At 68.9% G+C, this 24,964-nt stretch carries 22 protein-coding genes; 8 read left to right on the top strand and 14 right to left on the bottom strand.

Annotated features, from left to right (window positions below):
- Positions 1-101: 101 nt before the first annotated feature.
- From ACIA8G_RS41340 to ACIA8G_RS41350, 3 genes are read right to left on the bottom strand one after another with little or no spacing between them, the layout of a single operon-like run.
- Positions 102-1,493: a LuxR C-terminal-related transcriptional regulator gene (locus tag ACIA8G_RS41340; protein WP_396424279.1), complete on the bottom strand. Its 1,392-nt coding sequence runs from the start codon at positions 1,491-1,493 to the stop codon at positions 102-104.
- The gene (locus tag ACIA8G_RS41345) at positions 1,490-1,999 is read right to left on the bottom strand and encodes a hypothetical protein (RefSeq protein ID WP_396424280.1); all 510 of its coding nucleotides are present in this window, start codon (positions 1,997-1,999) and stop codon (positions 1,490-1,492) included. The genes ACIA8G_RS41340 and ACIA8G_RS41345 overlap by 4 nt, the downstream gene beginning before the upstream one ends.
- Complete coding sequence (locus ACIA8G_RS41350; RefSeq protein ID WP_396424281.1) at positions 1,996-3,327, bottom strand: Hsp70 family protein; 1,332 nt, start codon at positions 3,325-3,327, stop codon at positions 1,996-1,998. The genes ACIA8G_RS41345 and ACIA8G_RS41350 overlap by 4 nt, the downstream gene beginning before the upstream one ends.
- A 380-nt stretch (positions 3,328-3,707) precedes the next feature.
- Between ACIA8G_RS41350 and ACIA8G_RS41355 the strand changes: the two genes are divergently transcribed.
- From ACIA8G_RS41355 to ACIA8G_RS41370, 4 genes are all read left to right on the top strand, one after another.
- Positions 3,708-4,280 carry a hypothetical protein gene (locus tag ACIA8G_RS41355; protein ID WP_396424282.1) on the top strand — a complete coding sequence of 191 codons (573 nt, stop codon included), beginning with the start codon at positions 3,708-3,710 and terminating at the stop codon, positions 4,278-4,280.
- A gap of 67 nt (positions 4,281-4,347) precedes the next feature.
- Positions 4,348-4,935, top strand: coding sequence for an IniB N-terminal domain-containing protein (locus ACIA8G_RS41360; protein ID WP_396424283.1), 588 nt, complete (start codon positions 4,348-4,350; stop codon positions 4,933-4,935).
- Positions 4,936-4,942: 7 nt separating this feature from the next.
- Positions 4,943-6,706 carry a dynamin family protein gene (locus ACIA8G_RS41365; RefSeq protein WP_396424284.1) on the top strand — a complete coding sequence of 588 codons (1,764 nt, stop codon included), beginning with the start codon at positions 4,943-4,945 and terminating at the stop codon, positions 6,704-6,706.
- On the top strand, positions 6,703-8,118 hold the full coding sequence (locus ACIA8G_RS41370) for a dynamin family protein (protein WP_396424285.1): 1,416 nt from the start codon (positions 6,703-6,705) through the stop codon (positions 8,116-8,118). The genes ACIA8G_RS41365 and ACIA8G_RS41370 overlap by 4 nt, the downstream gene beginning before the upstream one ends.
- A gap of 4 nt (positions 8,119-8,122) precedes the next feature.
- Here the strand turns inward: ACIA8G_RS41370 and ACIA8G_RS41375 are convergent, their stop codons facing one another.
- Positions 8,123-8,557 (bottom strand): VOC family protein, encoded by a 435-nt coding sequence (locus ACIA8G_RS41375; protein ID WP_396424286.1) that lies wholly within the window; start codon positions 8,555-8,557, stop codon positions 8,123-8,125.
- 9 nt (positions 8,558-8,566) lie between these two features.
- Positions 8,567-11,194, bottom strand: coding sequence for a DNA polymerase I (gene polA / locus ACIA8G_RS41380; RefSeq protein WP_396424366.1), 2,628 nt, complete (start codon positions 11,192-11,194; stop codon positions 8,567-8,569).
- 154 nt (positions 11,195-11,348) lie between these two features.
- Between polA and ACIA8G_RS41385 the strand changes: the two genes are divergently transcribed.
- Complete coding sequence (locus ACIA8G_RS41385; RefSeq protein WP_396424367.1) at positions 11,349-11,708, top strand: hotdog fold thioesterase; 360 nt, start codon at positions 11,349-11,351, stop codon at positions 11,706-11,708.
- Positions 11,709-11,784: 76 nt separating this feature from the next.
- On the top strand, positions 11,785-12,948 hold the full coding sequence (locus tag ACIA8G_RS41390) for a lipase (RefSeq protein WP_396424287.1): 1,164 nt from the start codon (positions 11,785-11,787) through the stop codon (positions 12,946-12,948).
- Between the two features lie 51 nt (positions 12,949-12,999).
- Here ACIA8G_RS41390 and ACIA8G_RS41395 read toward each other — a convergent pair whose 3' ends face one another.
- From ACIA8G_RS41395 to ACIA8G_RS41415, 5 genes are all read right to left on the bottom strand, one after another.
- The gene (locus ACIA8G_RS41395; RefSeq protein WP_396424288.1) at positions 13,000-13,716 is read right to left on the bottom strand and encodes an ABC transporter ATP-binding protein; all 717 of its coding nucleotides are present in this window, start codon (positions 13,714-13,716) and stop codon (positions 13,000-13,002) included.
- Complete coding sequence (locus ACIA8G_RS41400) at positions 13,713-14,534, bottom strand: ABC transporter ATP-binding protein (protein WP_396424289.1); 822 nt, start codon at positions 14,532-14,534, stop codon at positions 13,713-13,715. Before ACIA8G_RS41400 ends, ACIA8G_RS41395 begins: the two co-directional genes overlap by 4 nt.
- Positions 14,531-16,264 (bottom strand): hypothetical protein, encoded by a 1,734-nt coding sequence (locus tag ACIA8G_RS41405; RefSeq protein ID WP_396424290.1) that lies wholly within the window; start codon positions 16,262-16,264, stop codon positions 14,531-14,533. Before ACIA8G_RS41405 ends, ACIA8G_RS41400 begins: the two co-directional genes overlap by 4 nt.
- Positions 16,261-17,175, bottom strand: coding sequence for a branched-chain amino acid ABC transporter permease (locus tag ACIA8G_RS41410; RefSeq protein ID WP_396424291.1), 915 nt, complete (start codon positions 17,173-17,175; stop codon positions 16,261-16,263). The genes ACIA8G_RS41405 and ACIA8G_RS41410 overlap by 4 nt, the downstream gene beginning before the upstream one ends.
- 75 nt (positions 17,176-17,250) lie before the next feature.
- Positions 17,251-18,474: a branched-chain amino acid ABC transporter substrate-binding protein gene (locus ACIA8G_RS41415; RefSeq protein WP_396424292.1), complete on the bottom strand. Its 1,224-nt coding sequence runs from the start codon at positions 18,472-18,474 to the stop codon at positions 17,251-17,253.
- 226 nt (positions 18,475-18,700) lie between these two features.
- Here ACIA8G_RS41415 and ACIA8G_RS41420 point away from each other — a divergent pair, with 226 nt between their 5' ends.
- Positions 18,701-20,338 (top strand): hypothetical protein, encoded by a 1,638-nt coding sequence (locus ACIA8G_RS41420; protein ID WP_396424293.1) that lies wholly within the window; start codon positions 18,701-18,703, stop codon positions 20,336-20,338.
- Here ACIA8G_RS41420 and ACIA8G_RS41425 read toward each other — a convergent pair.
- The 4 genes from ACIA8G_RS41425 to ACIA8G_RS41440 form a co-directional block, all read right to left on the bottom strand.
- Positions 20,319-20,930, bottom strand: coding sequence for an ANTAR domain-containing response regulator (locus tag ACIA8G_RS41425; RefSeq protein WP_396424294.1), 612 nt, complete (start codon positions 20,928-20,930; stop codon positions 20,319-20,321). The two genes, ACIA8G_RS41420 and ACIA8G_RS41425, sit on opposite strands and share 20 nt — an antisense overlap.
- 42 nt (positions 20,931-20,972) lie before the next feature.
- Positions 20,973-21,791 carry a hypothetical protein gene (locus ACIA8G_RS41430; protein WP_396424295.1) on the bottom strand — a complete coding sequence of 273 codons (819 nt, stop codon included), beginning with the start codon at positions 21,789-21,791 and terminating at the stop codon, positions 20,973-20,975.
- A gap of 200 nt (positions 21,792-21,991) precedes the next feature.
- On the bottom strand, positions 21,992-22,597 hold the full coding sequence (locus ACIA8G_RS41435; protein WP_396424296.1) for a hypothetical protein: 606 nt from the start codon (positions 22,595-22,597) through the stop codon (positions 21,992-21,994).
- The gene (locus ACIA8G_RS41440) at positions 22,594-22,950 is read right to left on the bottom strand and encodes a PLDc N-terminal domain-containing protein (RefSeq protein WP_396424368.1); all 357 of its coding nucleotides are present in this window, start codon (positions 22,948-22,950) and stop codon (positions 22,594-22,596) included. Before ACIA8G_RS41440 ends, ACIA8G_RS41435 begins: the two co-directional genes overlap by 4 nt.
- 405 nt (positions 22,951-23,355) lie before the next feature.
- Between ACIA8G_RS41440 and ACIA8G_RS41445 the strand changes: the two genes are divergently transcribed.
- Positions 23,356-24,942 (top strand): thiamine pyrophosphate-binding protein, encoded by a 1,587-nt coding sequence (locus ACIA8G_RS41445; protein ID WP_396424297.1) that lies wholly within the window; start codon positions 23,356-23,358, stop codon positions 24,940-24,942.
- Positions 24,943-24,964: the final 22 nt, after the last annotated feature.

The following is a 24,964-nucleotide window of genomic DNA, read 5'->3' on the forward strand; positions in this document are numbered from 1 at the left end:
TGCGGATTCCCCCTTTTTGTCGAGGCCACGAATTGTGCGGGAATCCCGGGGTCTTGCGGCAAGTCCCCCAGTCGGTTATAAGTTGAAATGGGCCAAGAACGTCAGCCCGCCAGGCGCGCCCGCAGCGAGGCGATCAGCTCGGCCCTGCTCGACACCGCGAGCTTCTGCCGGATCCGTGCCACGTGCTGTTCCACGGTCTTCGGCGAGATGTACAGCCGCGCCCCGATCTCCTTCTGGGTCAGGCCGTCCAGCAGCAACTCGCCGACCGAGCGCTCGCGCTTGGACAAGCCGTCACCCGGTTCCTCCGTGGCGAACCGAGCCCGCAACGCCCGCCCGGTGCTCAGCAGTTCCCGCGCCTCGGTGGGATCGCTGAGCTTCGCCGCGGCGGCACCGCACAGCGCCATGGCCTCCCAGGCGTCGTCCAGCCCGGCCGCCACCGCCGCCACCTCGCGTCCGTCCACGGTCTCCCGCACGACTGATGCCCACGCGTGTGCGGCCGCGCCCCGCTCGGAGGCCCGCAACGCCGCCGCGGCCTGCATGGCCGTCTCGGCGTCCCCGGCACCGACGGCCCGGTGCAGCTTCCACCAGTGGTTGGCCCGCAGCGCCCACTCCGGCACCCCGGCCTTGGCGATGGCCGTGGTCATCGCTTCCACGACGGTCTCGCCGTCGAACCGCGACACCGCCGCCGCACCAACGGAAAGCTCGCCCCAGGCCTCGAGCAGCAGCACCTCGACGTCCGCGCCGGCGACGACCGGCGCGACGCGACGCCACGTGGCACGCAGGGCGTCCGGGTCACCGGCGCGCCGCGCGAGGCCGATCGTCACGGCCGCCGCGAGCACGGCGTCACGGCGCAGCACCGGTGCGCCACCGGCGGACGCGATCGAGGCGCGGGCCTCGGCGAGCCGTCCCGCCCGCAGGTGCAGCCAGGCGGCGAGCAGCCGGCGCCGTGCGGTCGGTGGACGATCTTCGTGCGCGGCAAGGACTTCCCGCGCGGTCCGGTCGTCGCCACCGGCGATCAGCACGGTCACCGCCAGGTCGTCCCACTGCTCGGCGGCGAGGCCGTCGACCGGCACGTTCGCGACCGCCAGCCCCGCCAACCGGCTGGCCGCGCGGTCGAAACCGCCGCGCACCGCCTCGATCGCGGCGGCCACACCGTCGAGGAACACGGTCAGCCCGCGCGGCGCCGCTCCCGACAGCAGGTCACGGGCCTCGGCGAGGTCCCGGTCGGCGGCTTCGACGTCACCGACCAGGCAGGCGGCCAGCGCCGCCCGTCCATGAGCGGCGACGGCGGGCGCACCGGTCAACGCGGTGGCGATCACCCTCCACCTGGCCGCCGCGTCGAGCAGCGAACCGTCGGCTGCCGCGGCAGCGGCGGCGACCCCGGCGGCGAGGCAGTTCTCGTCCGATCCCGCCGCGAGGATCCGGTCCGCCGCCTCGATCGCGGCGGCCGTGTCCCCGGCTCTCCACGCCAGTTCGACCTCGGGTGCCTTCATCTCTTCTCTCCCCCTGCGAACCACGATCGCGCCGCCGGCAGGAACGAGACGATCACCGCTGCGACGGTCATCCCACTCGCCACCACCAGGCCCACGAGAAACATCGACCGCAGTCCCCCAACCACGATCACCGCATGTAACAGCACAACACCGGCCAGCACCGCCAGCACCGGCCGCGCCCACCGCTTCCCCCGGTTCAGCGCGACCACGAAACTCAGCTCCAGCAACGCGATCAGCGGCCCGGTACCGAGCAGCAACGCCAGCACCGCGACGGCCACCCGTTCCCGCGTGGCCTCTTCCTCGGCCGGAAACCCTTGCGCCACCTCGGCGAGCACGTCGGCGTGGAGCTGCTGCCCGTCGATCAGCGCCAGCGACGAACTGACCAGCTGCACCACCGCGGCCACGATCCACAACCACACAGCCGCTTTGACGGCCCGCGGCTTGACCCGTTCGACGGGCTGCCAGCGCTGCAGGCGGGGTCTCGGAGGTAAGGCAGGTCTCGTCACGGGGCACCGGCTTTCTTCGTGCCGCTCGGGGTGGTGGTCGTCGAGCTCGGCGGCGGCGGAGTGGACTTCGTCGTGGTGACCGTCGTCGAGGGACGAGTGGTCGTGGTGGTGGGCTTGGGTTTCGGTGGCTGCGTGGTGTTCGGCGGCGGCGGAGGAGGAGCCTGCGTCGGCTGTTCGGGCACGTACTGAACAACCGTCGGCTCGGTGGTCGTCGTCGGCGGCGGCGCCGTCGTGGTCGTCGTCGTCTCGGCACCGGCTTTGTTGGTGAGCACGTTGTTCGCGAGCAATCCACCGCCGACGACTACCGCCAGCACACCGGCCGTCACGAACGGTGTCAGCTTCTTCCGCTTGGGCCGCAACGACTTCGGTGCTTCCGGGAGCGGCGGGCGGGTCCACATCGCGGTGGCGACGGCGGCGGGCTCCGGTTCGAGGCCGTGGGCCTCCAGCGCGGCACCGATGGCGACCATGCCGTTCGGTGCGGGCGACACGGCGCGGCCGAGCTGCGCCGACACCTCCTGCGTCACCAGCGGGATCCGTGCCGAACCGCCGACCAGGAGCACGGCGGCGAGGTCACGTGGCGGCACGGCGGCGGCCCGCAGCGCCCGGTCCAGCGCGGCCACGGTCTCCTCGACCGCGGGACGGATCATCGCTTCGAACTCGGTGCGGCCCAGCCGCACCTCCCGCGTCGCGATCCCCGGCAGCGCAACGGGAATCAGCACCTCGGTGTCGGCGGACAGCTTCTCCTTCGCCGCCGTGCAGGCGCGTCGCAGCTCAGCGACGGCGGCGAGCACCGCGGGATCCATCGGGTCCAGCTCGTCCCAGCCGGGCCGCAACGCCTCGACGACGTGCTGGAACACGACCTCGTCGAAGTCGAGGCCACCGACCTCCAGCTCCTCCGGCGGCCCCGCCAGCACGAACCGGTCGGCAGCGAGCTTGCGCACCACCGCGGCGTCGAAAGTCTTGCCACCGAGGTCGTACACGGCGACCGTCGCGCCTTCTTCCAGGCGCACAAGGGCATCGTGCGCACGGACAGCGGCCTGCGGTGCCGGCACGAACAGCGCGTCGGCCAGGCCGTTCGCGGACAGGGCGGCCCGCAACGACTCCAGCCGGTAGTGGCCCCACCCCGCCGGGTAGGCGAAAGCCACCCGCGTCGGCGTGCCACCAGGCAGAGAACCGAGCAGCCGCACCGAAAAACGGGCCGCGATCGCCTCCGCCGTCAACGCGGCGTCACCGATCCGCAACGGGGTGGGATCGCCGATGCGGTTCTTGAACTGCCGCGCGACGCGACCGGGATCGGTCAGCGCACGGCGTTCCGCATCCTCTCCCACGAGGAACGTCCCGTCCGGACTCTGAAAGATCACAGACGGCACAAGCACTTCGAGCCTCGCGGCTCGCTCCTGTCTCCAGGTCGACACGGTGGTGAAGGTCGATCCCAGATCCAGCCCAACCTGGTACGACATCGGACTCCCCTATGGCAATACGCAGCGGACGTACCCACCTACACGTGCGTCTCACTTGGTGCGGTTCACCGCGGTTGACAAATCAGGGGGCAATCCCTTAGTGACCCCGCCGCTCCTCCCTCGATCCCTGTGTTCGTGCCGGCGACGAACAGGGTTCGGTCCCGATGGCAGCGGCCTCGCCGGAACCTAGCTTCGTAGTAGTCAGCCGGTCGGAACCGCCGCCGGGGACCAACACCAAGGAGCTGGACATGAGCAACCCCATCGACCTCAACGCGTTCCTCGCCGACCTGACCGCCGACCTCGACCTGGACACCACCAACGCGGCCGAGCAGCAGCTGCAGACCGCACAGGTCAACCCGCAGGCCGCGGAGCAGGCCGCCGAGCAGGCCCAGGACACCACCACGGTCACGAACACCGAGGGTGGCGACGGAGGCAACGGCGGGACAGCCGTCGGGGGCGACAGCGGCAGCGCCAACGGGGGCAACGGCCTCGGCGTGGGCGGTGCCGGTGGCGACATCGACCAGGAGGGCCTGGTCAACGTCAACTTCGGCTCCACCTCTGGTGGCAGCGGCGTCGGCTTCGGCGGCAACGGTGGCGTGACCGGCGACGGTGGCGACGCGGACGCGTCCGGCGGCAACGGCGGCAACGCGCAGTCGAACGTCGACGTGGACGCCGACCAGGAGCTGGACCAGGACGTCGACCAGATCTCGGAGCAGGACGCCGACCTGGCCGCCGTGTCGGACCAGTCCAACGACTTCGACATCGACGTCGAGAACCAGATCGACAACATCGTCGAGGAACTGGAACTGCCCGCCTTCTGACCGCGAGCCGGCCCCGGCCGCGAGGGGTGGTCGGGGCCGGTTCGTTCCACGACGCTAGGAGCCGGACATGCTGTCCAATCTGATCGACTTCCTGATGAACCTGCTGAAGGACGACGAAGCCAAGAAGGCGTTCGACGAGAACCCGGACGGCGAGCTGAACAAGGCAGGTCTGAACGGCGTCACCGGACAGGACGTCCGGGACGCGCGGCTGATCATGGCCGATTCCGGCGGGGTGCGCGCCCGCGGTGCGGAGAGATCGTCCTCGAACGACGACGACCCCGTCCGGGAGATCCACCACACCACGCGCGAGTACGTGGTGGAGAAGCCGGTGACCAACATCGAGCAGAACATCAGCATCGACGACCGGGACGTCACGATCATCGACGACTCGTTCAACTCCGACGACGACACCGAGGTCAACTCGGTCGCCATCCAGGACAACGACACGAACGTCGTGCAGGTGAAGGACTCCTTCAACGAACCGGAGCCCAAGCCTGCCGAGGAGCCGGACGTGCTCCTGGAGCCGGAGCCCCTCGAGGACGACCCGGAGATCGTGCTGGACGACCCGGTCGTCCTGCCCGAACCGGAGCCGGAGGCGTTCCCGGTGGACGTCGAGCCGGAGCCCGTTGCCGAGCCCGACCCAGTGATTGCGTGATCTCACCATGACGACCACACCCGTCGAGGCCGTCGACCGCGCGCTCGCCGCCATCGCGCGCTACGACCGGCCGGACCTCGAAGCACGGTTGCGCCAGGCGAGGGCACGACTTCAGGACGACCGCGTGCGGCTGCTGGTCGTCGGTGAGTTCAAGCAGGGCAAGAGCATGCTGGTCAACGGCCTGCTCGGGGCGCCGGTGTGCCCGGTGTTCGACGACATCGCGACGTCGGTCCCGACCGTCGTCCGGTACGCCGAGCAGCCCGTCGTCACCCTCGTGCGCGGTGAATCGCGCATCGAGGTGCCCGTGGACCAGTTGCCCGTCTACGCCTCCGAGGCGGGCAACCCCGGCAACAAGGAACGCCTGGACCACGTCGAGGTGGGAATTCCGCGCCCGATCCTCGGCGAGGGGCTGGAGCTCGTCGACACCCCCGGTGTCGGCGGGCTCGGCTCCGTCCACGGCGCGGCCACCATGTCCGCGCTGCCCACCGCCGACGCGGTGCTGCTGGTGTCCGACGCGTCGCAGGAGTACACCGCCCCGGAACTGGAGTTCCTGCGCAACGCGGTGGCCGTGTGCCCGAACGTGGCGTGCGTCGTCACGAAGACCGACCTCTATCCGGACTGGCGGTTCATCGCAGAGCAGAACCAGGCACACCTGAAGTCGGTGGGCCTCGTGCCGTCGTTCTTCACGGTGTCGTCGACGCTGCGCTGGCACGCCCTGCAGACGGGTGACCAGGACGTGAACCGCGAGTCCGGTTACCCGCCGCTGGTCACCTACATCCGCAAGAAGGTGCTGGGCGAGGCCGACGCACTGGCCCGCCGCTCCACCGCGCACGACGTGCACGCGGTCATCGACCAGATCACCTCGTCACTGCGCGCGGAGGAATCGGCCCAGTCGGACCCGGCATCCGCCCAGGCGTTGATCGACAAGCTTTCGGTGGCGGAGCAGCGCGCCGCGGGCCTGAAGGAACGTTCCGCACGGTGGCAGCAGACGTTGTCCGACGGTGTGGCGGACCTGAACGCCGACGTGGACTACGACCTGCGCGACCGCATGCGCGAGATCGTCCGCGAGGCCGAGGAGTCCATCATGGACGGTGATCCGACGAAGATCTGGGACCAGTTCACGAAATGGGTCCAGGACACCGCGGCGTCGGCGGTCTCCGCGAACTCGGTGTGGGCGACCCAGCGAGCCCGCTGGCTGGCCCGTCGCGTGGCCGAGCACTTCGACTCGGACCGCGAGCAGACCCTGCCGTCGTTGCAGACGGCCTCCGGCGATCCGCTGCGCTCGGTGCGCGAGCTGGAGATCCGTTCCGACGAGAAGTTCGGTCTGGGCGGCCGTTTCCTCAGCGGCCTGCGCGGCGGATACTCCGGTCTGCTGATGTTCGGGCTGCTCGGTTCCGCGATCGGACTCTCGCTGATCAACCCGATCTCGATCGGCGCCGCGGTGCTGCTCGGCGGCAAGACCATTGGTGACGAACGGAAACGCATCGTCCAGCGCCGCCAGAACGACGCGAAGGCGGCCCTGCGCCGGTACGTCGACGACGTGACGTTCCACGCGGGCAAGGAATCCCGCGACGTGCTCCGCGCGATGCAACGCGACCTGCGCGACCACTTCACCGCGCTGGCCGAACAGCTCAAGCGCTCTCTGCAGGAGTCGATCCAGTCGGCCCAGAAGTCCGTGAAGGCCTCCTCGGCCGACCGGACCGCGCGGTTGCAGGAGATCGCCCAGGAACTCGCGGCACTGGAGAAGGTACGGGCGGAGGTGACGCCATGATCATCGACGAGGTGCGCCGGGTGTTGTCGCTGGCGGTCGACGCCTACCGGGACCAGCCACGCGCCGCGCACTTCCTGCGCGGCCAGTTGGACCGCCTGGAGTCGCCACTGCGCGTCGCGATCGCCGGCCGGGTGAAGGCGGGGAAGTCCACCCTGCTGAACGCGCTGGTCGGCGACTCGCTCGCCCCCACCGACGCGGGCGAGTGCACACGGGTCGTCACCTGGTACCAGGACGGGCGTTCGCCGCGCGTCGTGCTGCACCCCGTGACCGGGAACCCGGTGTCGCTGCCGGTGGTGCGCCGCGGCGGGGCGCTGTCGGTGGACCTCGGCGGGGCCGCCGTCTCGCGGCTGGTCGTGGACTGGCCGTCGCAGAGCCTGCGGCAGACCACGTTGATCGACACACCGGGCATCGCCTCGCTGTCGGCCGAGAACTCGGCTCAAGCGGTGCGCTTCCTGACCCCGGACGACGAAACGCCGACCGAGGCCGATGCCGTTGTGTACCTGATGAAGCACCTGCACTCGGCCGATGCGTCCTTTTTGGAGTCGTTCCGCGACCAGAGCATCGCCCGCGCGGCCGCCATCAACACCGTCGCGGTGATCTCCCGCGCCGACGAGATCGCCGGCGGCCGGGTCGACGCGATGATCTCCGCCCGCTCCATCGCGGCCCGCTACCGCTCCGCGCCGGAACTGCACGGCCTGGCGCAGAACGTGGTCGCCGTGGCGGGTCTGGTCGCGATGGCAGGCAGGACGCTGACCCAGGCCGAGTTCGTGGCCCTGTCGGCGCTGGCCGCCGAACCCCGGGAGTCGCTGGAGTCGTCGTTGCTCTCCGCCGACCGCTTCGCCTCCGGTTCCGAGGAACGGGCCGCCCTGCTGCGCCGGTTCGGCGTGTTCGGCATCCGGTTGTCGGTGACGTTGATCCGCCAGGGCGTCCGATCACAGGCGGCGCTGGCCGGCGAACTGGTGGCGCGCAGCGGTTTGCGGGAGCTGCAGCGGGTGCTGGAGACGCAGTTCAGCGAGCGCCGCGACCTGCTGAAGGCCCGGTCCGCCCTGCTGGCACTGGACCGGGTGGTGCGCTCGTCCGGCGGTGGCCGGCTGGCGGGCGAGGTGGAACGGATCTTCGCCGCGACCCACGAGTTCGCGGAACTGCGCCTGCTGTCGGCGTTGCGGTCCGGCGTGGTGTCCCTGCCGAAGCCGATGGTGGTGGAGGCGGAGCGCCTGCTGGGCGAGGCCGGCATCGCCCCCGCCATCCGCCTCGGCCTGCCCCCGGACGCACTAGCCGGCGAGGTGCGGCAGACCGCGTTCGCCGCGTTGCGCCGCTGGCAGGCGCACGCGGAGAACCCGATGCTGGGCCGCAAGTCCGCCGATGCCTGCCGCGTGCTCGTGCGGACGTGTGAAGGCCTGCTGGCCCGGTGAACGGTCAGTCGAGGCAGAACTCGTGGCCCTCGACGTCCTGCATCGTGATGCACGATTCGTTGATGCCGTCGGCATGCTGCGTGTACAGGTGTGTCGCGCCGAGCGCGATCAGTCGTGCGCACTCGGCTTCGAGCGTGGCAAGGCGCTCGTCACCCACGAGGCCGGTGCCGACCCGCACGTCGAGATGCACCCGGTTCTTGACGACCTTGCCCTCGGGCACGCGCTGGAAGAACAGCCGCGGGCCTACCCCGGTGGGATCGACGCAGGCGAACGCCGACCCCTGGTCGGCTTCCGGCAGCGAGCTGTTGAAGGCGTCCCAGCTCGCGAAGCCCGGCGGTGGTGGCGGGACGACGTAGCCCAGCACCTCGCACCAGAAACGAGCTACGCGCTCGGGTTCCGCACAGTCGAACGTGACCTGGACCTGCCTGACCGACCCCATCCGTCCACTCTAGTGGGCAGCGTCGTCCCAGGAGCGGCCCACGCCCACCGAGACCTCCAGCGGCACCTGCAACGGGTAGGCGTTGCCCATGTGCTCGCGAACCAGAGCCTCGACGGCCTCGCGCTCGCCCTCGGCGATCTCCAGCACCAGTTCGTCGTGGACCTGCAGGAGCATCCGCGACCGCAGCCCGGACGACTCCAGCGCCCGGTACACGCCCAGCATCGCGACCTTGATGATGTCGGCGGCGCTGCCCTGGATGGGAGCGTTGAGGGCCATGCGTTCGGCCATCTCGCGGCGCTGGCGGTTGTCCGAGGTGAGATCGGGCAGGTAGCGGCGGCGGCCGAGGACGGTCTCGGTGTAGCCGTCCTTGCCGGCCTTCTTCACGATCTCGTTGAGGTAGTCGCGGACGCCGCCGAAGCGGGAGAAGTAGGCCTCCATCTGCTCGCGGGCCTCTTCGGTCGGGATGCGGAGCTGCTGGGAGAGCCCGAAGACGGACAGGCCGTAGGCGAGGCCGTACGACATGGCCTTGATGCGGCGGCGCATCTCGCCCGTCACCTCGGAGGTGGGGATCGAGAAGGCCTGCGAGGCCACGTAGGTGTGCAGGTCCTCGCCGCTGTTGAACGCCGCGATCAGGCCCTCGTCGCCCGACAGCGTGGCCATGATGCGCATCTCGATCTGGCTGTAGTCCGCGGTCATGAGCTCCGCGTAGCCGTTGCCGACGACGAAGGCCTGGCGGATGCGGCGGCCCTCGTCCGTGCGGATCGGGATGTTCTGCAGGTTCGGGTCCGTCGAGGACAGCCGGCCCGTCGCGGCGATGGTCTGGTGGAACGTCGTGTGGATGCGGCCGTCGTCGGCCACCGACTTCAGCAGGCCGTCCACAGTGGACTTCAGGCGCGTGACGTCGCGGTGCGCGAGCAGGTGCTGCAGGAACGGGTGCTCGGTCTGCTCGAAGAGGTTCTGCAGCGCGTCGGCGTCCGTGGTGTAGCCGGTCTTGGTCTTCTTCGTCTTCGGCATGTTCAGCTCTTCGAAGAGGACCGTCTGCAGCTGCTTCGGGCTGCCGAGGTTGATCTCCTTGCCGATCACCGAGTACGCGTCCTGGGCTGCCTGCTTCACACCCGCCGCGAAGTGCGCCTCCAGCTCCGAGAGGTGCTCGACGTCGATGGCGATGCCGACGGCCTCGACCTCGTCGAGCACGTTCATCAGCGGCAGTTCGAGGTTCGCCAGCAGGTCGGCGCCGCCGATGGTCACCAGCTCTTCGTCGAGGCGGTCGGCGAGCTCGGCGACGGCACGCGCGCGCAGGATCGTGCTGGTGGCGACCTTCTGCGCCTCCTCGGACTCGTCGGAGAGCAGCGACAGCTGGCCGTCGCCGGACTCCTCAGCCCGCAGCTCCCGCTTGAGGTAGCGCAGCGCCAGGTCGTCGAGGGCGAACGAACGCTGGCCGGGACGCACCAGGTAGGCGGCGAGGGCCGTGTCGGAGGACAGGCCGCGCAGCTTCCACCCGCGGGCGCGCACGCGGCGCAACGGCAGCTTCAGGTCGTGGCCCGCCTTGGCCACCTTCTCGTCGGCGAGCCACGCGGCGAGCGCCTGCTCGTCGGCCTCGTTCAGCTCGGCGACATCGACGTACCCGCCCTCACCGGTGGCCGTGCACAGCGCGACGCCCTCGAGGTCGTTGACCGTGATGCGCAACGCCACGCCGACCCGCGTCTTGCGCGCGTTCTTGTCCAGCCACTTCGCGAGCGTGCCCGCGGGGATCGCGCCGCCGGAGACCTCGAAGCCCTCCTCGGCCTCGGGCTCCGCGGTCGTGAGCGTCTGGAACAGACGGTCGCGCAGCACGCGGAACTCCAGCTCGTCGAACAGCCGGTGCACCGCGTCGCGGTCCCACTGCTGAACCTCGAGCCCGTCGATCGTGTACGGCAGCTCGACGTCCTTGATCAGCTCGGTGAGCTGGCGGTTCATGATGATGTTCGACAGGTTGCCGCGCAGCGCCTCGCCGACCTTGCCGGGCACCTCGTCGACGTGGTCGACGAGCTCGTTGAGCCCGCCGAACTGGTTGAGCAGCTTGATGATCGTCTTCGGCCCCACGCCCGGCGTGTTCGGCAGGTTGTCCGACGAGTCGCCGCGCACCGCCGCGTAGTCCGCGTACTGGTCGGGCCGCACGCCGTGCTTCTCCTCGACGTACGCGGGGGTGAACCGGCCCATCTCTGAGACGCCCTTGACCGGGTACAGCACCGTGACCTTGTCGTTGACCAGCTGGAACGCGTCACGGTCGCCGGTGACGATCTCCACCTCGACGCCCTGCGCCACGGCCTGCGTGGTCAGGGTCGCGATGATGTCGTCCGCCTCGTAGTTCTCCTTCTCCATCGTGGGGATCCGGAGCGTCGCGAGCACGTCCTGGATCAGGGAGATCTGGCTGCGGAACTCGTCCGGCGTCTTGGAGCGACCGGCCTTGTACTCGGGGTACTGCTCGGAGCGGAAGGTCTTGCGCGAAACGTCGAACGCCACCGCGACGTGCGTGGGCTTCTCATCCCTCAGGATGTTGATCAACATGGACGTGAAGCCGTACACGGCGTTCGTGACCTGGCCCGTCTTCGTCACGAAGTTCTCGGCGGGCAGGGCGTAGAACGCTCGGTAGGCCATCGAGTGACCGTCGATGAGCAGGAGCCGCTTCACGTCTGAGGGAGTCACGCGCCCGAGTCTAGGGTGGAGGTCTGACAGTTTCGCTTGAGCCCTTGGAGCCCGCGTGATCCCCGACCTGCCCAGCGACCTCGAAGCCGAACAACTGGCCTCCCGGATGGGCGTCGAAATCACCCAATGGGATGTCCAGGAGATGATCGGCACGATGCCGGTCAAGGGCAACCGCCAGCCGTTCGGCCTGCTGCACGGCGGCGCGAACGCGGTGCTCGCCGAGCAGCTGGGCTCGGTCGCGTCCGCGATGCACGCCGCGCAGTTCGGCTCCATCGCCGTCGGGCTGGAGCTGTCCTGCACGCATCACCGCGCGGCCCGCGACGGCATGGTCACCGGCGTGGCCCGCCCCATCCACCTCGGCCGCAGCACCACGACGTACGAGATCGTCGTGACGGACGAGGACGGCAAGCGCACCTGCACCGCCCGCCTCACCTGCCTCCTGCGTCCCAAAGCGCCCGGAGCATAAGTACTGGGGTAAACCACACCTCAACTGTGCGGAAGACCCCAGTGTGCGGGCCCTGCCGGCCCGACATCGTTGAACCATGACCAGAACACGAATAGCGGCAGCAGTGCTGTGCGGCGTCGTGGTCGCGGCGGCGCTCCCGGCGACCGCCTCCGCGCACACAAAGCGCGGCGAACTGCTCGAGGTCGTCACGGTGTCCCAGCTGGACAGCGGGCAGGTCGCCACCTATCTGGCCAACTGGGGGCTGGACAACTCACGCGTGCGCTTCGGCGTGGACGCGAAGCGGATCGTCTACCGCACCATCGACCCGCGAGGAAAGCCGACCACGGCCAGCGCGCTGATCGCCGTACCGCGCAACGACAACAGATCACCCCGCCAGGTCACCTGGCTGCACGGCACCGCGTCCTACCGGGGCTCGGTCGCCTCGGTGGTGGACGGCAACGACAGGGCGGCGGCGCTGTTGTTCGCCTCCGCCGGCTACCTCACCACCGCGCCGGACTACCTGGGTCTGGGCACGGGCCCCGGTTTCCACCCGTACGCCGACGCCCCGTCGACCGTCACGGCGTCGGTGGACGCGTTGCGCGCGGCCCGGGAACTGGTCGCGCAACAGGGCCGCCGCCCCGACCCGCGCGTCATGATCACCGGCCACTCGCAGGGCGGGCACGCCACCATGGCACTGGGGCAGGCGCTGCAGAACGGTGCCGACTCGCGGCTCAGGCTCGGCGGGCTGGCACCGATCAGCGGGCCGATGCGACCGAGCGGGTTCGTGGAAGAAGTGGGCAACACCCTCAACGGCGTGGCGTACGCGGCGTACTGGACGGTGGCGTGGAACCGCCTCCACCACCTGTACGACTCGCCCTCGGAGGCGTTCAAGGACGCGTCGATCGAGGGACTCTTCGACGGCGAGCACCGAATCGACCAGATCCTGCCAAAGCTGCCCGGTTCGTTGTCCGGGCTGTTCCAGCCCGACTACCTCAAGCGCGTCGAGCACCCGACCGGTGTGCTGCGCGCCAAGCTGCGGGAGGCGGACAGCTACTGCGACTGGCGCCCGCGGGTGCCGGTGACGATCTACGCCTCGACCGGCGACCGCGACGTGCTGATCGGCAACTCCACCTACTGCCGCGAACGACTCGATCGCCACCACGCCACGAGCACGGTGATCGACCTCGGCCAGGGCGTCGACCACGCGAAGTCGGCCAAACTCGCGCTGCCGCGCGTGCTGGCCGGGTTCGACGGCTCATAAAGAAGCGGGGCGGAGGAAATCCCTCCGCCCCGCCTCAGCAAAACGATCAGCTCAGTGCGACTCACCCAGGTACGCGTCGCGCACCCGCTGGTCGGCCAGGAGCGACTGCCCCGGACCGTCCAAAGTGGTCTTGCCGAGGTCGATGACGTAGCCGTGGTCCGACAACGCCAGCGCGGCCAGCGCGTTCTGCTCCACCAGCAGAATGGTGGTGCCGAGCGACTGCAGTTCCTTGATGGTGTCGAAGATCTTCTGCGTCATGATCGGCGAGAGACCCATCGAGGGCTCGTCGAGCATCAGCAGACGCGGCTTGGACATCATCGCGCGACCGATGGCCAGCATCTGCTGCTCACCACCGGAGAAGAGACCGGCCTTGTTGTGCCGGCGCTCTCCCAGGACGGGGAACAGGTCGTAGACGCGCTGCATGTCGGCGTCGATGCCGTCGTCCTTGCGGACGTAGGCACCGAGCTGCAGGTTCTCCTCCACGGTCATCCGCGGGAAGAGCCGGCGACCCTCGGGGCAGTGGGCGATGCCCTCGCCGAGGATCGCGTGCGCCGGGTCGGAGTGGATCGGCTTGCCCTGGAACAGGATCTCGCCGGACGCCGGACGCAGCAGGCCCGAGATGGTGCGCAGCGTGGTCGTCTTGCCCGCACCGTTCGAGCCGATCAGCGACACGATCTGGCCGGCCTCGACGGTGAACGAGATGTCGCGGACGGCCTCGATCGCGCCGTAGGCGACCGACAGGTTGCGAACTTCGAGCAGCGCGGTCATGCCTGCTCCTCCTCAGCAGAAGCAGCGGCCGCCTCGATGTCGTGCTCGACTTCGTCCGGCGGCTTGCCGAGGTAGGCCTCGACCACCCGCGGGTCCGCCCGCACGACCTCGGGGCTGCCCTCGACGAGCAGCTCGCCCTGCACGAGCACGGAAACCGAGTCGCACAGCCCGAAGATGAACTTGATGTCGTGCTCGATCACGACGACCGACACGCCCGTGTCGCGGATGCGGAAGATCAGCTGCTGCGTCGCTTCCGTCTCCTGCGGGTTCATACCCGCCGTGGGCTCGTCCAGCAGCAGCACCGCCGGGTCGGTCGCCAGCGCACGCGCGATCTCGAGACGGCGCTGGTCGCCGTACGGGAGGTTGCGCGCGAGCTCGTCGTCCGGACCGGTCAGGCCGACGAACTCGAGCAGCTCACGCGAGCGCTCACGAGCTGCCTTCTCGCCGCGCTGGTAGGCCGGGCCGTGGAACAGCGAGGCCAGCGGGCCCTGCTTCATCCGCACGTGACGGCCGACGAGCACGTTCTCCAGCACGGTCATGCTGGGGAACAGGCGGATGTTCTGGAACGTGCGGGCAACGCCCGCGTCCGTCACCTTCGCCGGGTCGCCGGGCAGCTCGTTGCCCTTGAGCAGCACGCTTCCCGTGGTCGGCGTGTACAGACCCGTGAGGCAGTTGAAGAACGTGGTCTTGCCGGCCCCGTTCGGGCCGATCAGACCGACGATCTTGCCTTCTTCGAGCGTCAGCGTGACGCCCTTCAACGCCTTGAGGCCACCGAAGACCATCGAGACATCGCGCGCTTCCAGTACTGGCGTGGTCACGCCTTCGCCTCCTTCGGAGCCTCGTGCACCTCATCGACCGGCACACCACCAACATCCTCGTCGGCCAGCTCCGCACGGCGGTGCCGGTCGGGGATGAGGCCCTGCGGACGGAACCGCATGATCACGATCAGCGCGAGGCCGAAGATCATGAGGCGGTACTCCTCGAAGTCGCGCAGCTTCTCGGGCAACACGAACAGCAGCGCCGCACCCAGGACCGCGCCGGGGATGGACCCCATGCCGCCGAGGATGACCGCCGCGAGCAGCGTGACCGACTCGAGGAACTTGAACGACTCGTAGGACACCGTGCCGTTCTTGTGCGCGAACACCGCACCCGCGAGACCCGCGAGCATGGCGCCGATGAGGAACGCCAGGATCTTGGCCTGGCCGGTCTTGATGCCCATCGCGCGGGCCGCGTCCTCGTCCTCGCGGATCGCGATCCAGGCACGGCCGATGCGGCTGAACTTGAGGTTCGCGAACACGGCCATGGTGGCGGCCACGAGGAGCACGATCAGGACGTAGTAGAGGACACCGGCGGGCAGCTTCACCGCGCCGATCGAGAACTCCTTGTTGAACTCCGCGCCGAACAGGGACAGCGGCGGGATGCCCGGGATCGCGTTGGAGCCGTTGGTCAGGCTGCCGATGTCGTTCTGCGCGGAGCGGGTGAAGATCTCACCGAACGCCAGCGTCACGATCGCCAGGTAGTCACCGCGGACCCGCAGCGTCGGCGAACCGACGATCGCGCCGAAGATGCCGGCGACGATCGCGGCGATGGCCGCGGCCAGCGGGAACGGCAGGGTGATGCCGAAGTTCGCGGCGGCGGCACCGGAGAAGTTCGCCGCGACGAGCGCGCCGATGCCCATGAACGCCACGTACCCGAGGTCGAGCAGACCGGCGAGACCGACGACGATGTTGAGGCCGATCGCGGTGGCGGCGTAGATGCCGATGTTCGCCGCGACCGTCATCCAGTACTCGTTGCCGGCGTCGGTGAACGGCAGCAGCAGCGCACACGCCGCCAGCACGATCACGCTGAACACCCGGTGCTCTTCCGAGAGCTTCGAAAGCCAGCGGATGTACCCGACACCGCTCAGTGCGCCGAGAACACCGGCCGCGAACCCGAGGAACGACAGGAAGATCGCACCCGCGTACGGGTTCGAGGTACCGACGCCACCGGTGGTCAGCATCGCCGCGACCGCGAGCAGCACGCCCGCGAACGACAGGAGCAGCACCAGGTACGCGACCGGAGTCGAGATCTTGAACTTCCACTCGCCCACCGGCTCGATGCCGATGCCGTAGCCGGCCAGGATCGCCAGCACACCACCGATGAGGCCGGCGACGCTGCCGAACGCGAACGCGCCGTCAGCGGCCGTGATGGCGCCGAAGCCGCCACCCTTGTTGGTGATGTACGCGCCGTTGATGAACGAGACGGCGACGAGGCCCCAGCCGAGCCACCTGATGACGCGGCCCTTGGACGGGACCGGCGCGAAGGTCGCGATGAGGATGAAGATGCCGAGCAGCAGGACGTGCCAGCGGAAGCCGGTGACGGCGAACGGCGCGTCGAAGAACTGCAGCGTCGACTTGTCCGGCCAGTTGCCGTCGTTGAGGCTGAACGTGACCCACGGAAGCAGGGCCGCGACGATGCCGAGGACGCCGGCCACAGCCGCGAACGGCTTGCCCAAGGACGCGAGGGCGGAACGCTGTCCAGAAGGAGTGGACACAGTGCTCGTGCTCATGCGCGCACCCTTTCCGGCTCACCGAACAGACCCTGCGGGCGGAAGACCAGCACGAGGATCAGCACGACGAAGATCCACACGTAGTCGTACTGGGTGCCACCCGGCATGTACTGACCGGCCAGGGTCTTGATCAGACCGATGATGAACGCGCCGACGACCGCGCCGCGGATGCTGCCGACACCGCCCAGGACGGCCGCCGTGAAGGCGAAGATGCCGTTCTGGAAGCCCATGTCGATGTTGATGTTGCCGAGGAATCCGCCGTAGAGAACGCCGGCGACACCGGCGAGGACGGCGCCGAGGACGAACGTCGTCACGATCACGCGGTCGGGGTTGACGCCCATCAGCTTCGCGGTGTCGGGGTCCTGCGCGGTCGCGCGCATCGCGCGGCCCATCCGCGAGCGGTTGATGTAGGTCTGCAGGACGACGGCGAGACCCACCGAGAGCAGGACGAGCAGCACGCCGGTCCACGAGATGTTGACCGAGCCGAGCGTGAGGTTGCCCTGCGGGAAGACGTTGGGGTAAGGCAGGTTGGACTTGGCGTTGGGGTACCAGACGCGCACGGCCTCCTGCAGGAACACCGAGACACCGAGCGCGGTGATGAGCGGCGCCAGCCGGGGCGCGTTGCGCAGCGGCCGGTAGGCGAACCGTTCCATGATCACGGCTACGACGACCGCGATCAGAATGCCGCCGACGAACATGAGCGGCAGTGCCACGGCAGGCGACTTCTTGAGGTCGTCAGGAAGAAGCGTGAACGTGGCGAGGCCTCCGTACGAGGCCACCATGAAAACCTCGCCGTGGGCGAAGTTGATCAGCTGGATGATGCCGTACACCATCGTGTACCCGAGGGCGATCAGGGCGATCAACGCGCCCTGCATGACCCCGTTCGCCAGCTGTTGAAGCAGGACTGACACGACTACCTCCGTAGACGGCGGGGGCGAGCAAACAACGCCCGCCCCCGCCGTAGCTCAATCAGTTATCAGTAGTCGTCAGCCGGTGAACTCGCCGGTCTGAACGTCCTTCCACTTGCCAGAGGTGACCTGGTAGACGGTCAGAACCTTGTTGGTGCTGTCGCCGTACTGGTCGAACTTGACCTCACCGGTGGCGCCGGAGCCGCTGTACTTGCCGACGTTGGTCAGCATGTCCGGACGCTTCGCGTCGGCCCAGTCGCCGCTCGAGAGCGTGGCGGCCAGGGCACCGATGATCGCGTTCGCGGCGTCGTAGGAGAACGCACCGTAGGCGGCGTAGTCCTCCTTGCCGAACTTCGCCTTGTACGCGTCGACGAACGCCTTGGCGGTGGCCAGGGACTCGGTCGGCGCGCCGACGGAGGTGGCGAGGTCGCCTTCCTTACCGCCGAGCTCGATGTACTTGCCGTCGAAGATGCCGTCGCCGCCCATCAGCGGGACGTTCAGGCCGGCGGACGCCATCTGCTTGGACAGCGGACCCGCGACGGGGTACTCACCGCCGTAGTAGACGGCCTCCGGGTTCAGGGCCTTGATCTTGGCGATGACGCCGGAGAAGTCGGTGTCCTTCTCGCCGACCTTCTCGGAGCCGACGATCGTGCCGCCCTTCTTGGCGACCTGCTTCGACAGCTCGGCCGCGAGGCCCTCACCGTAGGTCTTGCCGTCGGTGATGATCGCGATCTTCTTCTTGCCAGCCTTCTCGACGAGGTAGTTGCCCGCGTACGGGCCCTGCAGGTCGTCGGTGGTGCAGACGCGGAAGTAGTTGTCGAACTGGCGCTTCGGGGCAGTCAGGAAGTCGTTGCCCCTGGTCAGCGCCGGGTTGGTGTTCGCGGGCGACACCTGGGGGATCTTCTTGTCCCGCAGGATCGGCTGCACGGTCTGCGCGACCGAAGAGTTCAGCGTGCCGACGACACCGACGACGTTCGGGTCGGTCGACAGCTTCGTGGCGGCCTGGGCACCCTTGGCGGGGTTGGCCTCGTCGTCCTGCGCGGAGACGGCCAGCTTGTAGCCCTTCACCGTGCACTTCTTGTTCGCCTCGTCCACGGCGAGCTCGGCGGACTGCTTGATGCCGATGCCGAGAGCGGACAGGTTGCCGGACAACGGGGCAACGACACCAACGGTCAGAGTGCCCTTCGACGTGTCGCAGCTGCCCCCCGCGGCATTTTCTTCACCCTTGTTCGTGCCACAGGCTGCGACGACAAGCAGCGTGGCGCCGACAATCGCAGCGGACTTCACAATGTGCTGACGCACGTGATGTCCCTCCTCTATCCCTGCTCCCGGCGGACGCGAGTTCTCCGCGCACCGCTCCACGACCCTCTCCTGAGGGATGGCCGGAACCTAGGCGATGACTGTGACCGCAGTCATCAAAGCCAATGGGCTCGTGACCATAACGCAACGCGGCGTTATGTTTGACTTAAGCAATGTCACATACGGTAACCCCCGTTCACTCTTTGGGCCCCTGCCATAACGTGTACGTATGACTCCGCGTCGTCGGATGATCGCAGTGCTGGTATCAGCCGGGGTGCTCATCGCCGCGGTGGTGGTGTTGCGCCAGGCCGACGACACGCCGAATAACCCCAGTTCAGAGCCCGTTCGCCTGACGGACTACGCGGCGGAGTTCGTCAAATCACCGTCTCGATCGGCGCCGCTCGACGCGCCCTCCTCCGTCTGGAGCAGCGACGGGAGGGTCCAATGGGCGCCCGTGACCGGCGCTGCGGGCTACGAAATCCTCGGAAAACTCGTCGCGTCGCCCGAGATCTCCGGCTCCGGCAGGCCGGACGTGCGGGCCGTGGACGCCTTCGGCCGGCGGTCGCTGCCGGTCAGGGCCGAGGAACGCGCCACCGACGACTCGTGGCGCCAGGCGGTCAAGGGATCGCTGGACGACTTCGACGACTCGTTCCTGGCGCGCCGCTACCACCTGAGCGGCCGCGTGGGCTGCGTGAACCCCAGTCAGGGGTCCGGCCGCCTGGTGCTCGACATGCCCTGCGGCGACGACACGGCGGTGCTGCGCTCACGGACGCCGTTGCAACTCAACGACGCCGACGACGAGCTGGGCCGGGTGACCGTGGTGACGGACGCGGCGGGACCGCGCGGCAAGCTCGTGCTCGACCTCGTGCCGGGCACGCCGGACCGCGTGGGACCGATACCTCCTGCTGATGCGGTTCGCGTGGTGGTGGACGACTCGGTGTCCCCCGGTACGCGCGGTGCGGGCGTGCTGCATCGATTCGAGGTAGTGCTGACACGCGGCGGCGTGCGCGTTCTGCAGGACGGCGCGCAAATCGCTTCGGCGCCGACGGTGCCGAAATGGCGTGAGGCGAGCGTGCTGATCGGTGTCACCGCGCCTCCCGGCTATCCAGGACGCGTGGAGATCGACGCGGTCGGCATCTCCGGCGGGCTCTTCTCGGCGCCTGAGGTGACCGAGACGCCGATCGTGGCGGGCACGTTGCGCGTGCTGGAGCCCGACGAGGAGGCGCCAGGCATAGGCGTGGCGCGCGCACCGTTGCGTGCGGCGCCTTCGGCTCGCTTGCGGACAACGGTCCGGATCGGCGACCGCGGCGACCTGAACGGCCTGGTCGCCCAGCTCGGCTCGGCCCGGCTGCCGCTGCGACCGGTGGTCACCGGCTGGTCGGCCGCCCAGGACAGCGAGCTGACGCTGGTCGGGGACGTGCCCGCCGAGCTGCTCGGGCCGGCGGGCGTGGACGCGCTGACGCCGTTCGTGCTGCGCATGCCGGGCGCCTCGCAGGCCCAGGTGCTGGAGAGCTACCTGGAGGTGCCGGGGCCTTCGCCGGTGAAGCTCGAGAACGCGCCGGGCGAGCCAGCGCCCGTTTTGCCCGTCCTGACGGCTGAGTTGACCTCTGTGACTCCGAACGAGGCGACGCTGGTGGTCACCCTCGACGCCGCTTTCGCGCGTTCAGTGGCCCCGATAGCGGGGTTTGAGGTGTACGTGGACAGCGGTCACGCCGCGACGGTGGCCATGCCGGGCGGAATCGGGGGCCGGCACGAGCTGCTCATCTCGCTGAAGGGGACCCACCACGTCGAAGTCCGCCTGCGCCCCGAGGATCCGGGGCGGCAGACGGACTCGGTCTGGCTCGACCTCAGCCGAAGTTCTCGATGACGGCCTCTGCGACGGCCTTCATCGTGGTGCGGCGATCCATCGCGGTGCGCTGCACCCACTTGAACGCCTCCGGCTCGCTCAGACCCTGCTTGGTCATGAGGATGCCCTTGGCCCGTTCCACGACCTTGCGCGTCTCCAGTCGCTCGGTCAGACCGGCGACCTCCTGCTCGAGCGCGGCCAGCTCGCCGAACCGGCTCATCGCCAGTTCGATCGCGGGCACCAGGTCGCGCTTGGCGAACGGCTTGACCAGGTAGGCCATCGCACCCGCGTCACGGGCACGTTCGACCAGGTCGCGCTGGCTGAACGCGGTGAGGATCACGACCGGCGCGATCCGGTTGCCCGCGATGTGCTGCGCCGCCTCGATCCCGTCGACCTTGGGCATCTTGACGTCCAGGATCACCAGGTCGGGGTTGAGCTCGGACGCGAGCTTGATGGCCTCTTCACCATCAGCGGCCTCGCCCGCCACGTCGTAGCCCTCTTCGCGCAGCATCTCCACGAGATCGAGACGGATGAGCGCCTCGTCCTCGGCGACGAGTACGCGAGGGGCCTTGCGCGTGGCTTCGGCTTGGGCCTCGGCAGCCTGCTGGGTCACCGGGGTCCTCCTGACGATTGTTCCTGCGGGCGAAACCGCAGTCTAGCGGCGGTCAAGCCGCTGATCAGGCTCACCAGCCGTGATGGCAGACACGAACTCCTCCGGCCACGGGTACGTCCGCATGCCTTCCTCAACGTCCTGAGTGGGCGCTTCGGCGCGTCGGAGCGTGATTTCCCGGGTGGTGCCGAACTTCGGGTCGTCCAGCCGTGCGCGGATCTCGTCTTCCGCCGGGCCGCCGGGCCATTCGACGAACCACCCTGTGCCCAGGGGAAGTGCTCGAAGCCAGCTCGCGTCATGCCACAGGTGTACCCGGCGGAGGAGAGCGCTCCCAGTGGCCGCTTCCGGGGTTTCCTCGTCGTTGCCGCCGCCGTCGGTGTACTCGAAACCGCGGAACTCGTGCATCCAGCGCACGTACCGCATGCCCAGGTCCCAGGCCTGCTCGTCGACTCCGGCGAGCACCACGCCCGCGTCGCCGGTGGTCAGTTCGGACGACCGCCGGTACTGCCGGTGGGTGAGGCCCGCGACGCCCATGCCGTAGCCGGCCTCGGTCCGCGGCAGGAGCTCGAACAGCAACGGGCCCAGCGCCCGTGGCGACAGGTGGAGCTTGAGGGTCTCCCCCGGTTCCACCGTCTGGAACGCGTGGGAGGGCCTGATGATGCTCGCCGGCGGCATCAGCTGGAGCACGCCGGCCGCGGTGCAGCCCGCGATCAGCAGCTTGGCTTCCAGTTGCCGCTGGGCCTCGGTGGTCGCGTCCGGCAGCACCGGCTCGTTGCGCACGGCGGGCACCGCCTGGGAGAGGTTCTCGCCCGTGTAGGTGCGCCGCAGATCGGCCAGCTGGTCCGTGATGGACAGACGTGCCATGACAGCAGTCCTCGTTTCCGCCGCCCGGCTCGGCACGACAAGGACGCATGTGTCACGCGTCTACGTGGTCGGTTCGCTTCAGTGAGCAGGAGTTGCTGAACACTGCGGCGGAACGTGCCGCTCGTTGCCGGGGAGCGGCTCCAGCCTCACGTCTGCTCGGACGCCACTGACCACGGTACCGGACCAACGCACCCGGTTTTCTAGTCCGCGCCCACGATCAGCTTGTACCGGACGTCGACCTCTTTGCCGTCGGCCGAACCGCGGATCAGCAGCTCGTGCTCACCGGAGGCGGGCGGGTCGATCCACGCGTACAGCCCGCAGCCGACCGAGTTGATGCGCCCGACCTGGTTGTTGAACGGGTTGCCCGCGCGGGCCTCGTAGGTGAACGGCGTGGCGGAGACCCTCGTGAGCGGCTGGGTCGAGCCGTTCATCAGCACCTCGCCCTGCGCGCCCTTCATGAACCTCTCGCACCCGGCGACGTCACTGGCGAGATTCACGACCGGTGCGAGCAGCGGCTTGTCGGCGGGGACCCGGCACTGCCGCTCCACGGCGCCGTTGCCGAGCGACCCGGCGAGCAGCCAGACCTCGACGGGCTGGTCCCGCATGCAGAACCGCCCGGAGGTGTCGGACACCGGATTGGTGTTGGCGGGCTGGGAGGCCCACGTCCACCAGCGGGCCTGGAAGTCGGCCGGTGCCAGCTTGTCCGAAGTGGACGTCTGGGGCGCCGGGGGTGGCGCCGCCATCTGAGCGTTGCCACCGCAACCGGCGGCGAGCAGAACAACTAAGAACAGCAGGGCTTTCCTCACTGGTTCTCGCGTCCCTTGCGTCGTTGTTCCTCCGCGCGCTCACGGCAGCGGCGCAGGAACTCCTCATCGTCCTCAGGATTGTCGGCCGCGAACCGTCCCGGCCGGTTGTACTCGGGAAAAGCAGGAGCGCTGCGCTCGTACGCACCAAGGCGCGCGCGTCCGGTCCCCACCACCGGACGGCCGGCAACGAACCATGCGATCGAGCCGATCAACGGGAACAGCAGGACCAGGAGAAGCCAAAGCATCTTCGGCAGATTGCGAACCGAGCCCTCGTCGGTCGTGATCACATCCACGACCGCGAAGATCGTCACGCACAACATCACCACTCCGAACAGCCCACCGAAGTACAGCATCTCCACCCCCAGGTCGTGCGGTCGCGCATATGGTGGCACAAGGGGCCAGTCCGTGAACATGGTTCACTTGTCAATCATCTCGGGGTCAATTCACGACAGCATTCGGGCAGCCGCGCAGCACGTCAGGCACCGCACGCCCGGCTCGACTGACAGGCCCATCGCCGTGGTCCAACCTGAGCAACCAATTCACTCCAAAGGGTGAAATGGCGCGGCCGCGACGTCGAATTCACGCACACCGAAGCTGCGGCCGCGGATTTCGTTTCCTCGATTCGGCACGAGGTTTTTACAAGCGCAGCCGGGAAGGCCGGAATTCCCGGCGTCCGCACACCAGCCGGCCTGACGCTGAGCACCAGACCTGCTGCACACCGGTTGATGCCTGACTAAGCAGCCCTTAGCGTCGGCAGCATGCCCAAGGGTGCCGAGAGTCTCCTGACCATCCTGGCCGAACACGGTGTCGAAGTCGTGTTCGGATTGCCCGGCGTGCACAACCTGGCCGTCTGGGAGGCGCTGGCACAGTCCGGCATCCGGATGATCGGCGTCCGGCACGAGCAGACGGCGGTCTACGCGGCGGACGGGTACGCGCGGACGACCGGCAAGCTCGGCGTCGCCGTCGTGACGACAGGGCCGGGCGCCGCGAACACCCTCGGCGCGACCGGCGAAGCCATGGCGTCGGGCAGCCCGGTGCTGGTGATCGCCACCGACATCCCGAGCACGCTGCGCCGTCCCGGCGTCTACCGAGGCGTGCTACACGAGACCCGCGACCAGCGCGCCATGTTCGTCCCGGTCACCAAAGCCGCGTTCGACGTGCCGACCGCCGCCGAACTGCCCGAGTACACCGACCGCGCTGTTCTGACGGCTCTCGAGGGCGCCCACGGCCCGGTCTACCTCGGCGTGCCCACGGACTTCCTGACCGCGAACGTCCAGCACCGCCACGCGACGATCACCCGCCAGGAGCGCGTGGAGATCCCGGACCTCACCGAGGCGGTAGCGCTGATCGACAGCGCCGAGAAGGTGCTGATCTGGGCGGGCGGCGGCGCGGCCACGGCGAACGCGGGCGTGCAGATCGGCGCGCTGGCCGAGGACCTGAAGGCACCGATCGTCACCACCTACGGCGCGCGCGGCATCACCGACCACGAACTGGTCGTGCACGGCCCGGCGCACGCGCCCCCGGTAGGCAAGCTGTGGGACGAGGCCGACCTGGTGATCGCGATCGGCACCGACCTCGACGGCATGATGACCCAGAACTGGTTGCAGCCCCAGCCGAAGAAGCTGCTGTCGATCAACATCGACAAGGCCGAACTCTCCAAGAACTACCAGAGCGACGTCACGCTCGAAGGCGACGCCCGGCACCTCACCGCCGCACTCATCCCGAAGGTAGCGACCAAGAAGGCCACCACCGACGTCCACCAGGTCAACGCCGCCGTGCAGGCGTTGATCAACGAGGACTCCCCGGAAGCCGCAACGTTCCTAGGCGCCCTCAAGGACCAGGACGCCACGATCGTCGCGGACATGTGCATCCCCGGCTACTGGATCGGCGGCTTCCACCACGTCCCCAAGCCGCGCGGCCTGGCCTACCCGGTCGGCTGGGGCACCCTCGGCTTCGGCTTCCCGGCCGCGATCGGCGCGGCCGTCGAGAAGCGGACGATCGCGGTGGTCGGCGACGGCGGTTTCCTGTTCGCGTGCGGGGATCTCGCAACGCTGCGGCAGGAGGGCCTGCCGCTCACGATCGTTCTCGTCGACGACGGCGGCTACGGCATGCTCCGCTACGACCAGCAGATTGCGGGCCACACCATCACCGGCGTGGACCTGACCCGGCCGGACTTCGCGAAGCTGGCGGAGAGCTTCGGCATCCCGGCGGTCACGCTGGAAGGGTTCGACGGCCTGAAGGACGCCCTGGAGAACTCCACGGGTCCCAACATGATCGTGGTGAACGCGGCGCTCAAGCCACCGATCAACACCTCACCGCGCTGGTACCGCAAAAACACCACCTGATCAGCACCTGCCCGGATACCGT

This window comes from Lentzea sp. NPDC051213 (assembly GCF_044455585.1).
Taxonomy (GTDB): Bacteria; Actinomycetota; Actinomycetes; order Mycobacteriales; family Pseudonocardiaceae; genus Lentzea.

What these genes read in the sequence shown, in the direction of transcription:
- ACIA8G_RS41375 (WP_396424286.1), bottom strand. Translation starts at nt 8,557, where the DNA reads ATGGGGTCGGTCAGGCAGGTCCAGGTCACGTTCGACTGTGCGGAACCC.
- ACIA8G_RS41445 (WP_396424297.1), top strand. Translation starts at nt 23,356, where the DNA reads ATGCCCAAGGGTGCCGAGAGTCTCCTGACCATCCTGGCCGAACACGGT.
- ACIA8G_RS41395 (WP_396424288.1), bottom strand. Translation starts at nt 13,716, where the DNA reads ATGACCGCGCTGCTCGAAGTTCGCAACCTGTCGGTCGCCTACGGCGCG.
- ACIA8G_RS41430 (WP_396424295.1), bottom strand. Translation starts at nt 21,791, where the DNA reads ATGGCACGTCTGTCCATCACGGACCAGCTGGCCGATCTGCGGCGCACC.
- ACIA8G_RS41385 (WP_396424367.1), top strand. Translation starts at nt 11,349, where the DNA reads ATGGGCGTCGAAATCACCCAATGGGATGTCCAGGAGATGATCGGCACG.
- ACIA8G_RS41360 (WP_396424283.1), top strand. Translation starts at nt 4,348, where the DNA reads ATGCTGTCCAATCTGATCGACTTCCTGATGAACCTGCTGAAGGACGAC.
- polA (WP_396424366.1), bottom strand. Translation starts at nt 11,194, where the DNA reads ATGGCCTACCGAGCGTTCTACGCCCTGCCCGCCGAGAACTTCGTGACG.
- ACIA8G_RS41405 (WP_396424290.1), bottom strand. Translation starts at nt 16,264, where the DNA reads ATGAGCACGAGCACTGTGTCCACTCCTTCTGGACAGCGTTCCGCCCTC.
- ACIA8G_RS41365 (WP_396424284.1), top strand. Translation starts at nt 4,943, where the DNA reads ATGACGACCACACCCGTCGAGGCCGTCGACCGCGCGCTCGCCGCCATC.
- ACIA8G_RS41390 (WP_396424287.1), top strand. Translation starts at nt 11,785, where the DNA reads ATGACCAGAACACGAATAGCGGCAGCAGTGCTGTGCGGCGTCGTGGTC.
- ACIA8G_RS41440 (WP_396424368.1), bottom strand. Translation starts at nt 22,950, where the DNA reads ATGCTGTACTTCGGTGGGCTGTTCGGAGTGGTGATGTTGTGCGTGACG.
- ACIA8G_RS41370 (WP_396424285.1), top strand. Translation starts at nt 6,703, where the DNA reads ATGATCATCGACGAGGTGCGCCGGGTGTTGTCGCTGGCGGTCGACGCC.
- ACIA8G_RS41340 (WP_396424279.1), bottom strand. Translation starts at nt 1,493, where the DNA reads ATGAAGGCACCCGAGGTCGAACTGGCGTGGAGAGCCGGGGACACGGCC.
- ACIA8G_RS41420 (WP_396424293.1), top strand. Translation starts at nt 18,701, where the DNA reads ATGACTCCGCGTCGTCGGATGATCGCAGTGCTGGTATCAGCCGGGGTG.
- ACIA8G_RS41355 (WP_396424282.1), top strand. Translation starts at nt 3,708, where the DNA reads ATGAGCAACCCCATCGACCTCAACGCGTTCCTCGCCGACCTGACCGCC.